Source organism: Tessaracoccus pujii, assembly GCF_054483895.1.
The window spans coordinates 1-12,390 of record NZ_CM137012.1 but is presented as its reverse complement, the minus strand read 5'-3'; the positions used below and the strand labels follow the sequence as shown (position 1 = coordinate 12,390).

Genomic DNA, 12,390 nt, shown 5'->3' with positions numbered 1-12,390 from the left:
AACCGCGTGATTTCCCTTGGTTACCCCGAGCACAACCTGTCGGTCTGCGCGCACAACCTGCGCGCTGCTCGTGCAGGGTCTGGACGGACGCAGGGCAGGAGCGGACTCATCGGGGCGACGGTCTCTGAGGCGATGACGTGTCACGGTCCCACAGTGGGCCGACGCGACGCTCGGGCGCGGAGCGTTCGGGCTGGGGACGGCGAAGGGCTGACCGGGGTTACGGAACCCGGACGCACAGAGACGGGGCCGCCCGGAAGGCGACCCCGTCCCGCTTGTGGTAATGCCAGGCGTGGCGTCAGTGACGCTCTGCCCTGAAGTTGAACCTATCGGCGAAGCTGGTCGTTCTCGATCAAGTCGCCGGGGCCTTCATTGGCCTTACCGATGGTCTCTTGAATCTTGGCTTCGAAGCCCATACTTTGCCTCCCGAGTTGATCTAGGAAATAGGACGAGTCCCACGGTACGCCCTCGGATCAAGCTAGGGAAGGGTTGCGGTGAACTCGCGCCGTGCGGTCAGCGTTGGGAGATGTCCTCCACCACGTCGCCGGTGGTGCGCGCGTCGAGATCGCGGGCCACGTCAGCCTGCGCGATGACGCCGACGAGCCTGCCGCCGTCGACCACGGGGACGCGTCGCACCTGCCGCTGGCCCATGATGCCGGCCACCTTCTCGGCGTCGTCGTCAACGTCCACGGTCACGACGTCGCCCGTCGCGACCTCCGCGACGGTGGCGCTTGACGGGTCCAGGCCTTCGGCGATGCCCCGGACCACGATGTCGCGGTCGGTGACCACACCGGCCAGATGATCGCCGTCGAGGATTGGGAGCGAGCCGACGTTGAGATCCCTGAGCTGGCGGGCGGCCTCGGTGAGTGTCGCGGTGGGGGCGAGCGTCTCCGCCGGCGTCGTCATGATGTCGCGCGCTGTCTTCATCGTTCCTCCTACGGTCAAGGTCAGCCGTTGTGGGCTTCCCACCTACCATGTACCCAACGGACGGGGAACCAAACGTCAGTGACGGCTCCGCGGCGCCTCCGCGGTACCCCCGCCAGCCTGAGCGGCGGATCTGGAGGCGTTGTCGCGGGCAGATCCACCGGATAGCCCTGTGGTGTTGTCGATGGTGGGCTGGGTGTTGTCAGCCGTGTTCACAGCACGCGACGCGGCGCTCGTCTTCGGCACGCTGGTACGCGTGCACCCACGTCAGAGCCTCAGCCCATCTCTCCACGCCCTGGCCAGGCGCCAGGAGGGCGTGCTCAGCACCCGCCAACTGATCGACGGCGGGCTCACCCGGGCCGTCGTCGGCAGGATGGCCCGGGAGTGGGGCCACCCGGCCGACGGGCTGCACTTCGTCGCCGAGCCGACCTGGCTTTCTGTCGCCTGGGCCGGGCTTCTCCGAGCCGGCGCCTCGGCCGTCCTCGGTGAGGACGCCGCGGCCCATCTCCACGACGCAGTGCGAGACGCACCCTCTCGGATCGCGGTCTGGACCGACGCGAGACGTGACGGCTTCACCGCTGGGCCCTGGCGGGTGGTCTATCGTCGCGGCACTCGCGATGGCATGGGGAGCCCGCCGCGGACGTCGGTGGAGCGGTCGCTGGTGGATCTGGCGCGGGTCAATACCGAGGACGCGACCATCGCGGCGGTAGCGCGTGCCCTCGCCCAGGGCCGGACGATCCCCACCAAGATCCTCGCGGCGCTAGGCACGCGGGAACGGACCAGGCACTCGGGGATTATCAGGGACCTCTGCGACCGCGCGGGTGAGGGCATCGAGAGCGCCCTCGAGTGGCGGTTTCAGACCGGTGTGCTGCTCCCGCATGGACTGCCCCTACCCGGGAAGCAGGTACGCAGCACCGTCGGGCGCGCCGACGCACTGTATCGCGAGGCGCGGCTCGCGGTAGAGCTCGACGGGATGCGCGATCACACCGACTGGTCGAAGGACATGGCGCGCGACAACGCACGCCTCGTGGCGGACGACACCACCACCCTGCGCTACGGGTGGCAGGCGGTGACGCACGACGCGTGCGCCGTCGCGGCTCAACTGTCCCAGGCGCTGGCGGCACGAGGGTGGGACGGGCAGAAGGTCGCCTGCCCGAAGTGCCCGTCATCCAAAGAGGGAGATGTGGTGGCGTAGTCGCTGCCACAAGTGCCGCCTAAGGATCGGCCGGGACTCGACGATGGGTCGGCAACGCTGACCGGCGGATCTGGTGGCGTAGTCGCTACCAGATCCGCCGCCTAGGGATCGGCAGGGATCAGCTGCTCAACTGACCTGACCGTCGGTCACGGGCACCGCAGGGCCTTGTCGAGCCCGCGGGGCGACTAGGTTCGCGGCGACCGATTGTGCCGCTGATCGGACCGATCATGTGACGACTCTCTGAGCTGCACACCGCGCGGCAGGGGAATGTTCTTGTCCGCCAAGATCTCCACGACGGGAGGCCCCGGCGGACCGGACAAGTCCAGCCCAGACGAAGGAGTCTAGAAATGATGGAACGCCTCAGCCGACGTGCCCTGCTCGGTTCGGCCGCAGTAATCCCCGCAGTTGCCGCCATCCCACAGGTGGCCTCGGCCGCAACCTCGGTCGGCTTCGACCTGAACGCCACCGTGCTCGACGGTGGCGAGCAGGTGACGTCGCTGACCATCCGGGCGGGCGCGCTCGGGCAGTTCGATCCTTCGAGCCTGACCCTCGGAACCTTCTCGGTGCTGGCCAGGGCGGAGAGCCCGCTCCCCTCCTCGTCGGGCCAGCTCACCTTCGGCAGCTACGACGTCCAGCGCGAGGTGACCGCGGCCCGGACCGACAACCGGGGCAACCTCACCCTCGAATTGGCCACCGCCGAGGGCGTGCCCGGGGGCGCCACCCTGGGCTACACCGTCCCCGCCGGGCGCAACGTCGAATTCGACCTGACCTACACGATCGCGCAGAACGCCCCACTACGGCTGCGCAACCAGCGCCAGGTGATGATCGACAGCTTCACCCAGCGCGAGCTGACGAACCCCGAGGCGGACGCCTTCAGCTACGGGACGTCTGCGTCCGGGCTGAACTACCGCTTGTTCAGCCCCTCGAACAACGGCCACGGCCGGGCGGGCAGGCACCCGCTGATCGTCTGGTTGCACGGCGGAGGCGAGGGCGGCATGGACTCGCGCCAGACGAACGAGGCGCAGCTGCGCGGCAACCGTGGGGCGCTCGGCTTCGTCACGCCGGAGGCGCAGCAGCTCTTCGGCGGGGCATACGTCCTCGCCCCGCAGTCCCCCAGCATGTGGATGGCCGACGGCGACGGGTTCGCGCCGCGGATCGCCGCGCTCGTGGACGAACTGCTCGCGTCGAACCACAAGATCGACCCGCAGCGGGTGCATGTCCTCGGCTGCAGCAACGGTGGGTACATGTCGCTCAAGATGGCGGTCGAGTACCCGACGAAGTTCGCCTCGATCGTCCCCGTCTGCCCCGGCGCGACGCCCAACTTCTTCACCGACGCAGAGTTGCAGAGCGTCAGCTCGACCCCCACGTGGCTGGTGCACTCGAAGGATGACACCGTCCTCCCGTGGGAGGCCAACACCGGCCGGGCGGCGGCGCTGATCGAGGACTCCATCGTCACGCTGTACGACACGGTGACGTGGCAGGGCCACCAGTTCATGGGGCACTGGTCGTGGATTTATGTCGCCCGCAACGACCCGCAGCACAACGGTCAGCACCTCTGGGAGTGGATGGCCGAGCAGCACCGCTGACCCGCTGTCGGCGTCGCCTCCGAGACGCTCGACCGGCGGATCTGGTGGCGTAGTCGCTACCAGATCCGCCGTCGAGCAGGTCAAGGGGCTCTGCCCCAGGTCAGCTGCTGAGCATGACCTGTCCTCCGGTGACCGGGATGGCCTGGCCCGTTTCGTAGGCCTGCTCGACGATGTAGTACACCGCCCGCATCACATCGGCGCCGGTGGTGCCGCGACGCATCGGGACCTTCGCTTCGTAGAACTCGCGCACCTCAGCGACGGTGGTGGCGCCGGGGACCTTGCCGGAGCGCAGGTACTGCGCGAACAGCCCGCGGTCGGGGTCGGACCACAGCGGGCCGTCGTAGAAGTTGCCCGGGCAGATCGCGTTGACCTTCACGCCGAGCTCGACGAGTTCCAGCGCGAAGCTCTGGACCAGGCCGATGCCGCCGAACTTCGAGCCGGCGTAGGCGCCGTTCTTGTTCGAGCCCACCAGGCCGGACTTCGAGTTGATCTGGATGATGTCGGTCATCCAGCCCGGAGCGGCCGAGTGCTGGGCGGCCAGCAGCCGGCCCAGGTGCTTGGTGACGAGGAAGAACGCCGTGTAGTTGATGTCCGTGGTGAGCGCGAACGCGGACAGATCCTGTTCCAGCACGCTGCCCGCGCGGACGATGCCTGCGTTGGAGATCACCAGGTCGAGGCCGCCTGTGGTGGCCGCGATCTGCTCGGCCATCGCCGCGACGGAGGCCTCGTCGGCCACGTTGACGGTGATGGCCGCGGTCTGCTCTCCCAGCTCGGTCACCAGCGCCGCCGCGCCGTCGGCGTTGAGATCGGCGATGTAGACGAACGCGCCGGAATCGACGAGCCCGCGCACGATCTCCGCGCCGAAGCCCTGCGCGCCGCCGGTGACGACGGCGACCTTGCCTGCGACGACGGCCGAACGGGAGGCCGCGCTGCGCGCCTCGGCCGAGCGTGCGCCGGGGAGGGGGGTGAGGTCGCCGAGGGTGCGGACCGAGAACGCGTGCCGCTCCCCCGCCACCTCGACGACGACGTCGCCAGGCAGGGGGAGGTCGGCGTCGCGCAGGGCGGCGAGAATGGCGTCGGTGGAGTCCGCGCTCAGCTCCAGGGGTTTCGACGCGGGGCGGCCTCCGGCGGCGCCCGGCTCAACCAGCGGAGAGACCACGACGGGGACGCCGTGCCTCGCCAGGTAAGAGCCCCGGACCACCGGGGCGATGTCGACGATGCTCATGCCAGAGCCCTCCTCAATTGACTGACACTTTCCTCGACGGTGGTCTCACCGGCCACGAGGGTCCGGCCGAGCGCGCCGTAGCGCGCGACCCGATCCGTCAGCCGCAGGACCGCCAGCGGCGAGTCCGGCGCGAACAGGCCGAGCGACGCGTCCGCGTCGGCCAACTGCTCGTGCGCGACCATCGCCCAGGTGGCGTCGTTGAGGTGCGCCAGCTCGGGGCGCTGCAGCTCCGGGCAGTTGAACACCTGACGGGGCGTGTTGATGTCGACGCCCGACACCTCCAGCAGACCGTGCTCGGCGGCCAGCTCGGCCACCCGCGCCATCTGCTCCGGGGTGTTGCGCGGCGGCATGTAGGTGATGGCAGGCATGCCCATCCGCTCCAGTTCGATGACGAGCTCCTCCAGGAAGTCGTCCTCGAACTTCTCCGCCTTCTTGTCGCCAGTCGGGGACGCTGTGACGTCGCCCAGGTAGGCGTAGGCGGGGATGGCGCCGACGGACTTGGCGAAGGCGATGACCTCGGCCATGCTGGGGCACTCCCCACCGTTCTCCATCCGCTCCGGGATCACATAGACCTGGTCCAGGAACTCGGCCTTCATCACGCCAAGCAGATCGAAGACGAGGTGCGGGTTGTCCGGGTCGGCGAGCTGGTCGCGGACCTTCCCGGCCAGGTTCAGGCCCATCTCGGCCAGCCCGCCGACGAGCGACTGGCCGGGGCCGAACCGCTCAATCAGCTTCGCGGCCATCGCCGCGAGCAGGTGGCGCTCGGTCACCGTCCCACCGCGCAGGAACTGCGATCGCTCGACGATGTCCTCCTCCAGGTCGATCAGCGGCGCGCCGAGGCGGCCCAGGATCTCGTTGGCCCGCTCCACCATCTGCGCGGTGCGCTTGAGGCGCGCCTCGCGGATGGGCACCAGGTACTCGGCGACGGCGTCGCGTGACCCCGCCGGGATGCCCTGCACCGTCATGTAGGCGATGCCGGCCGTGTCCGGGTTGTTGAGCTTGCGGGTGTGCATCGGCGCGCGGCCGGAGCTCACCTCGTCGGCGGTGTGTACGTAGACGCGGCACTCGAAGCCGGTCACCGCGCCCATGCCGAGCAGCGTCGCCGCCTCCGCCATCTCCGCGGCTGCGGCGGCGGAGTCGTGGTCCACCGACCCCACCACCATCAGCCCGGCCTCGCGGGCCCGCAGCGCCGCCATGGCCGGCGTGTACGGGCTGAAGCTGTAGATGGTGTGCACGTGGTTGTTGGACTCTGTGACGAACTCCGGGAACACCGGGCCGTCCTGCAGGTACTCCCGCAGGGCGGCCAGGCGCTCGGCCGGCGTGATCGTCGGATCGTTGATCACGTCTCGCGACATGGCGGTCAGAGCCCCATCCGCGACCGACGAGCCAGCTCGGCGTTGGTCTGGTTGGTCGTCGGCACGTGGCCCTTGAGCGGGAGGATCCGCTCGTGGATGGCGTCGATCAGCCACTCGATCTGCGGGAAGAATTCCTTCTCCAGCTCCGCGGCGGGGGTGATCGCGTTGCGCGAGCCCACCACTGTGACGGGGGCGTCGAGGTGATCGAACGCCAGCGTCTGGATGGAGGAGGCCACGTTGTGCAGGAACGAGCCGCGATCCACCGCGTCCGAGGTCAGCACCAGGCGGCCGGTCTTCTTCACCGACTCGACGATGGGGTCCAGGTTCAGCGGGGCGACGAAGCGGAGGTCGATGACCTCGGCCGAGATGCCGAACTTTTCCTGCAGCACGTCGGCGGTCTCCATCACGCGGTACAACGTGGGGCCGATCACCGCGATGGTGAGGTCGGTGCCCTCGCGGCGCACCACCGGCTCGCCCTCGGGCACCTCGTAGTAGCCCTCCGGCACGCCGTCGACGGCGAACTGCTCGGCCACGTCGTAGAGGAGCTGGGACTCGAAGAACATCACCGGGTCCGTCCCGCGCAGGGCCAGGTTCATCATGCCCTTGGCGTCGTAGGGCGTGGAGGGGTAGTAGACCTTGAGCCCGGGCATGTGGGCCACGAGCGCGGACCAGTCCTGGGAGTGCTGGGCGCCGTACTTGGAGCCCACGGACACGCGCATGACCAGCGGCATCGTCAGCAGGCCGGCGGACATGGACTGCCACTTGGCGGCCTGGTTGAAGATCTCGTCTCCGGCGCGGCCGAGGAAGTCGCAGTACATGAGCTCGACGATGGCGCGGCCACCCGAGAGGGCGTAACCGACGCCGGCGCCGATGATGGCGGCCTCGGAGATGGGCGAGTTGAACAGGCGGTGGTACGGCAGCAGCTCGGTGAGACCGCGGTAGACGGCGAACGCGCCGCCCCAGTCACGGTTCTCCTCGCCCCAGCCGGCCATCGTCGGGTCGATGGCGAAGCGGTGCGCGACGGCCTCGAACAGGGCGTCGCGGTAGGAGTAGGCCTTCGCCTTGGAGACGGGCTTGCCGTTCTCGTCGGTGGCCTTGCGCACCTTGTTCTTCAGCGACTTGACGCGGGCGTTCTCCTCCAGCGGCTCGAGCAGCTCGGCCTCGCCCTCGGCCATGGCCTCCACGTTGCCGTTGGAGAACATGACGGACTCGATGAAGTCCATGCCGACGCGGGGGCTGGATTCCTCGTCCTTCGTCGCGATGGCGATCACCTTGGTGAGGCGCTCGTCGAACTTCGCCTGGATGTCGTCGACCTCGCCCTGGCTGAGCACCTTGTTCTCGACGAGGTAGGCCGCGTAGTTCTTGAGGCCGTCGTGGGTCTCCCACAGCTCCACCTCCTCGCGGGTGCGGTAGGAGGAGGCGTCCGACGGCGAGTGGCCGGAGAAGCGGTAGGTGATGGTGTCGGTGAGCACCGGGCCCTTGCCGGACTCGAGGATCTGGCGCTTGCGGGCGACGGCGTCGGCCACGGCGAGCGGGTTGAGGCCGTCGACGCGCTCCGAGTGCATCGCCTCGGGGTTCACACCGGCGCCGACGCGGGCCAGGATGTCGTAGCCCATGGTCTCGCCGGAGGTCTGGCCGCCCATGCCGTAGAAGTTGTTGAAGAAGTTGAACCAGATGGGCGGGTTACCCTCCACGCCGTGCTTCCACAGGGTGCGGTACTGGTCCATGGCGGACATCATCATGGCCTCCCACACGGGGCCGCAGCCCATTGAGGCGTCGCCGATGTTGGCGATCACGATGCCGGGCTGGCGGTTGATCCGCTTGAACAGCGCAGAGCCGGTGGCGATGTCCGCCGAGCCGCCCACGATGGCGTTGTTGGGCATGGAGCCGAACGGCGCGAAGAAGGCGTGCATCGAGCCGCCGAGGCCGCGGTTGAAGCCCGCCTTGCGGGCGAACGTCTCCGCCACGGTGCCGTAGAGGATGAAGTTCTCGGCCAGGTCCAGCAGGCCGTCGTGGCCCACCTTCTCGGCGAACCCGAGGGTCTCGCCGTCGAGGAAGGTGGTCATGATCTTCTCGAGCTCGGCCGGGTCCAGCTTGCGGGCGGCGGAGTAGCACTTGGCGAGGATCTCGCCGTGGCTGCGGTGCGAGCCGAAGAGGTAGTCGGTGGGATCCAGCTGCGAGGCCTGACCGACGACGGCCGACTCCTGGCCGATCGAGAGGTGGGCCGGGCCGCGGTGGTTGTACTCCACACCGTTCCACGCGCCGGTGGTCTTGATCGAGTTGAGCATGGTCTCGAACTGACGAACCGCGATCATGTCGTGGAGGATGTCGACGAGGCCGTCCTTGCCGTGGGTCTCAAGCTCCGCAGCGAAGTTGGGCTGGTACTGGTTGACGGGAATGTCGGGCGTGGTGATGAACGACGCCGAGCGGACGTTGCTCGGATCGACGACGAGGGTGCGTGGCATGGGTGACTGCTCCTAGTTTCTTGTGATCGCTCAGGCCTTGGCAGCCCAAGCCGCCTCTCGGATGAGTTCGCTGACGGTGGGGTGGGGGAAGACGACCTGGCGCAGGTCGGTGATGTTGAGTTCGGTCTCGAGCACCACGGAGGCGCCCCAGATCATCTCGGAGGCGTAGCTGCCGACGACGTGCATGCCGAGCACCTGCAGGGTGTCGCCGTCGTAGACCAGCTTGGCGGCGCCGGGGGCCTTGACGCCGTTCTCGGCGACGAAGCGGCCCGACATGGCTCCGGGGACGGTGACGGTCCGGACGTTGCCGCCCTGGGCCTTCGCCTGGGCCTCGGTGAGCCCGATGCCGGCGGCCTCCGGAATGGAGTAGACGGCCCACGGGATGGTGGACCAGCGCATGACCTCGCCCTTGCGGTGGGCCTCGGGGTCGAGGATGTTCGCCGCGGCGATCTCGCCCATGCGGTAGGCGGCGTGCGCGAGGAGCGAGCGACCGGTGACGTCGCCGATGGCCCACACGTTGGGCAGGTTGGTGCGCATGCGGTCGTCCACCGCCACGCCCTTGCCCGAGACCTCGAGGCCGGTGTTCTCCGCACCCCAGCCCTGGACGGCCGGGCGACGGCCCACGGCCATGAGCACGACGTCGGCCTCGATGGCCTCGCCCGCGCCGGCGGCCGTGGTGTATCGGACGGTGCCGCCGTCGATCGCGGTGACCTTGCACGAGAGCTTGAAGTTCACGTTGCTGAGCGCCTTGCGGAGCATGGGCGCCAGCTCGGCGTCCATGAACGGCACGATCTCGGGCAGCATCTCGACGACGGTGACCTCGGAGCCGAGCGTGGCGAACAGGCTGGCGAACTCCAGGCCGATCACGCCGCCGCCGATGACGGCCAGCCGCGGCGGGATGGACTCGACGGCGAGCATGCCGGTGGAGTCCACCACGTGCGGGTTCTCCTTGGCGCCGGGGATCGGCGGCATGACAGGCACCGATCCCGTGGCGAGGATCACATGGTCGCCGGTGTGGGTGGCGCCGTCGACGGTGACCTTGCCGGGTCCGTCAAAGGTGCCGTAGCCCTTCACGACGGTGACGCCCGCCTTCTTCTCCGCGAAGCCCACACCCTTGACCAGGGTGGTGACGGTCTGGGCCTTCCACCTCTGGAGCTCGGTCCAGTCCACCGAGATGTCGGAGGTGTGGATGCCGAGCTGGGTGCCGTGCTTGGCGTGCTCGTAGGTCTTGGCGGCGTTGAGGAGCGCCTTGGTGGGAATGCACCCCACGTTGAGGCAGGTGCCGCCCAGTGCGTCGGCCTCGATGAGGAGGACCTTCTTCCCGGCGTGGCCGAGGCGCTCGGCGGCGATGTAGCCGCCGGGCCCTCCGCCCAGGACGATGACGTCGAAGTCACTCATGGATGTGTCAGTTCCTCTCAGCCGAGCACGGTGATGTCGATGGCCTCGATGAACTTCACGAGGTCCTGCAGGAAGCGGGCGGCGTCCGCGCCGTCGATCGCGCGGTGGTCCGCGGTGAGCGACAGGCCGATGCGCTGCTCGGCGCCGACGGAGCCGTCGGCGTTGACCTTGACCCGGGGGAAGATCGCGTCGACGCCGAGGATGGCGGTCTGCGGCACATTGAGCAGCGGGGTGAACGACTCGATGCCGAATCCGCCCAGGTTCGACACCGTGAAGGTGGCGCCGGAGAGTAGATCGGGGTTGATGGAGCCCTGGATGGCCTCGTTGGCGAGCTGCTTGCTGACGGCCGAGAACTCGCGCAGGCTCATCAGCGACGCGTTGCGCACCGTCGGCACCAGGAGGCCGCGGGGGGTGTCGCACGCGAAGCCCATGTGGACCCGCTCGAAGGTGGTGAGCACGCCGTCGCTGAGGTGCGAGTTGTGCGAGCGGTTCTTCGCGGCGGCACGGACGGCGGCGTAGCCGACGAGGTCGCCGATGGTGACGCCGTTCATGCCGAGCGACGGGTCCGAGTTCTTCAGCTTCTTGCGCAGGTCAAGCAGGCCCTGCGCGTTCGCGGTGGTGGTGTAGGTGAGCTGGGCGGAGGTGGCCAGCGAGTTCATCATCCGCTCGGAGATGACCTTGCGGACACCCTTGACCTTCGTGGCCTCCGACGGGCCGGGGAAGTCGGCGTCGACGGCGCTGGCCGGGCGCGGCGCGGAGGGGGCAGCAGCAGCGGCGGCCGGTTGGGCCGGGGCGGCGAGGTCTGCGGTGGTCACGCGGCCGCCGAGGCCGGTGCCTTCGGCGCCCGCGGCGTGGGCCCCGGCGCGGGCGGCGCCGGTGGTGGCGGAGGTGAGGGCCTCCTTGACGTCGCGCTCGATGACGCGCCCGCCGGGGCCGGAGCCCTCGGCGACGGCGCCGAGGGCCAGCGAGTTGGCGGCGGCGAGGTTGCGGGCCCGTGGGCTGGAGGCGCCGGTGGCGGCTGTGCGCTCCACCTGGGGGGCGGCTTCGGGCTCGGGCGCGGCGGCGGGGGCAGCGGCCTCTGCGGCGGGAGCGGCGGCACCCTCGCCGTCGGCGCCCTTCCAGCCAGCCGCGTCGAGCGCGGGCTTGGGGTCCTCCCCGGCTGCGCCAACGACCAGCAGCGGCTCCTTGACCGGGACGTCGTCGCCCTCGGCCCAGAGCAGCGCCAGCACGGTGCCGGCGGCGGAGGTGGGGACCTCCATGGAGGCCTTGTCAGTCTCGACTTCGCAGACGATGGCGTTCTCGGCGATCTCGTCGCCCACCTTCACCTGCCACGACACGATCAGGCACGACTCGACACTGTTGCCGAGCTGCGGCATGACTACGACGGTTGCCATGAGTTCTGTCCTTCTTACTGGTTGGTTGCTTGGACGACGCGCACCTGGGTGTGTTCCCGCAGCGCTTCGACGGCGCCCTGGGGGAGCCCGTCGTCGGTGATGATTCCGGTGATGCCTGCCAGGGGCAGGAAGCTGACGAAGCCTGCCTGGCCGAACTTCGACGAGTCGGCCAGCAGCCAGGTCTCCTCGGCGCGGTCCGTCATGAGTGAGGCCACCTGGCCGCCCTCGACGAACCGCGTGGTCAGACCGCGCTCAGGGGAGAAGCCGTCGGTGCCCAGGAAGGCGAGCCGGGTGTTGAAGTCCGCGATGGCCCGCTCGGCCAGCGGTCCGACGAACGACTCGGACTCTCGGCGGAACACTCCGCCGGTGAGGATGATGGTGAGGTCCGGGTTGATGCGGGCCGTGCTGAACACCAGGGCCGAGTTGGTGACCACCTGGATGCCGCGGCGGCCGGTGAGGTTGCGCACCACCAGCGCGGTGGTGGTGCCGGCCTCGATCATGATGGTGTCGTCGTCGCGCACCATCTGGGCGGCCGCGGCGGCGATGCGCTGCTTGGCGTCGACGTTGAGCTGCTCGCGCTGCAGGATCGACTTCAGCGTGGTGGGGCGAGCGCCGCCGCGGGTGCGCACGAGCATGCCGCGCTGCTCCATGCCACGCAGGTCCCCGCGGATCGTCACCTCGGAGACGCCAAGCTCGGCGGCGAGCAGGGTCACCGACAGCGATCCGTCGTCCGTGAGTCGCGACATGATCTCGTGCTCACGCTCGGTGCGCTCGACGGTCACTGTCTCACATCGCTTTCGTTTGCTTCCGAAATGCTTTCGATAGTCCGACTATAAACCCGTTGATTCGGT

The 12,390-nt window shown here is 69.1% G+C and carries 9 protein-coding genes; 2 read left to right on the top strand and 7 right to left on the bottom strand.

The window, feature by feature from the left end; translation table 11 throughout:
* Positions 1-510 precede the first annotated feature (510 nt).
* Positions 511-924, bottom strand: coding sequence for a CBS domain-containing protein (locus tag ACX1D0_RS00045; protein ID WP_459018878.1), 414 nt, complete (start codon positions 922-924; stop codon positions 511-513).
* Positions 925-1,129: 205 nt separating this feature from the next.
* Between ACX1D0_RS00045 and ACX1D0_RS00040 the strand changes: the two genes are divergently transcribed.
* Both ACX1D0_RS00040 and ACX1D0_RS00035 read left to right on the top strand, forming a co-directional pair.
* Positions 1,130-2,116, top strand: a complete 987-nt coding sequence (locus ACX1D0_RS00040) for a putative endonuclease domain-containing protein (RefSeq protein ID WP_459018877.1) — start codon at positions 1,130-1,132, stop codon at positions 2,114-2,116.
* Positions 2,117-2,463: 347 nt separating this feature from the next.
* Positions 2,464-3,702, top strand: a complete 1,239-nt coding sequence (locus tag ACX1D0_RS00035) for a prolyl oligopeptidase family serine peptidase (protein WP_459018876.1) — start codon at positions 2,464-2,466, stop codon at positions 3,700-3,702.
* A gap of 100 nt (positions 3,703-3,802) precedes the next feature.
* Here the strand turns inward: ACX1D0_RS00035 and ACX1D0_RS00030 are convergent, their stop codons facing one another.
* Genes ACX1D0_RS00030 through ACX1D0_RS00005 form a run of 6 tightly spaced genes read right to left on the bottom strand, consistent with a single transcriptional unit; the run spans position 3,803 to position 12,321 of the window.
* Positions 3,803-4,927 (bottom strand): SDR family NAD(P)-dependent oxidoreductase, encoded by a 1,125-nt coding sequence (locus ACX1D0_RS00030; protein ID WP_459018875.1) that lies wholly within the window; start codon positions 4,925-4,927, stop codon positions 3,803-3,805.
* A complete protein-coding gene (locus ACX1D0_RS00025) occupies positions 4,924-6,282 on the bottom strand; it encodes a PHP domain-containing protein (RefSeq protein ID WP_459018874.1) in 1,359 nt (452 codons plus the stop codon). Before ACX1D0_RS00025 ends, ACX1D0_RS00030 begins: the two co-directional genes overlap by 4 nt.
* A gap of 5 nt (positions 6,283-6,287) precedes the next feature.
* Positions 6,288-8,747: an alpha-ketoacid dehydrogenase subunit alpha/beta gene (locus tag ACX1D0_RS00020; protein WP_459018873.1), complete on the bottom strand. Its 2,460-nt coding sequence runs from the start codon at positions 8,745-8,747 to the stop codon at positions 6,288-6,290.
* A 30-nt stretch (positions 8,748-8,777) separates the two neighbouring features.
* On the bottom strand, positions 8,778-10,145 hold the full coding sequence (gene lpdA, locus ACX1D0_RS00015; protein ID WP_459018872.1) for a dihydrolipoyl dehydrogenase: 1,368 nt from the start codon (positions 10,143-10,145) through the stop codon (positions 8,778-8,780).
* A 17-nt stretch (positions 10,146-10,162) separates the two neighbouring features.
* Entirely contained in the window at positions 10,163-11,539 is a 1,377-nt protein-coding gene (locus ACX1D0_RS00010) for a dihydrolipoamide acetyltransferase family protein (RefSeq protein WP_459018871.1), read from the bottom strand.
* A gap of 14 nt (positions 11,540-11,553) precedes the next feature.
* Entirely contained in the window at positions 11,554-12,321 is a 768-nt protein-coding gene (locus ACX1D0_RS00005; protein ID WP_459018870.1) for a DeoR/GlpR family DNA-binding transcription regulator, read from the bottom strand.
* Between the last annotated feature and the right edge of the window lie 69 nt (positions 12,322-12,390).

Coding starts and splice junctions, on each gene's coding strand:
- ACX1D0_RS00030 (WP_459018875.1), bottom strand. CDS start 4,927: ATGAGCATCGTCGACATCGCCCCGGTGGTCCGGGGCTCTTACCTGGCG.
- ACX1D0_RS00035 (WP_459018876.1), top strand. CDS start 2,464: ATGATGGAACGCCTCAGCCGACGTGCCCTGCTCGGTTCGGCCGCAGTA.
- ACX1D0_RS00025 (WP_459018874.1), bottom strand. CDS start 6,282: ATGTCGCGAGACGTGATCAACGATCCGACGATCACGCCGGCCGAGCGC.
- ACX1D0_RS00010 (WP_459018871.1), bottom strand. CDS start 11,539: ATGGCAACCGTCGTAGTCATGCCGCAGCTCGGCAACAGTGTCGAGTCG.
- ACX1D0_RS00045 (WP_459018878.1), bottom strand. CDS start 924: ATGAAGACAGCGCGCGACATCATGACGACGCCGGCGGAGACGCTCGCC.
- ACX1D0_RS00020 (WP_459018873.1), bottom strand. CDS start 8,747: ATGCCACGCACCCTCGTCGTCGATCCGAGCAACGTCCGCTCGGCGTCG.
- lpdA (WP_459018872.1), bottom strand. CDS start 10,145: ATGAGTGACTTCGACGTCATCGTCCTGGGCGGAGGGCCCGGCGGCTAC.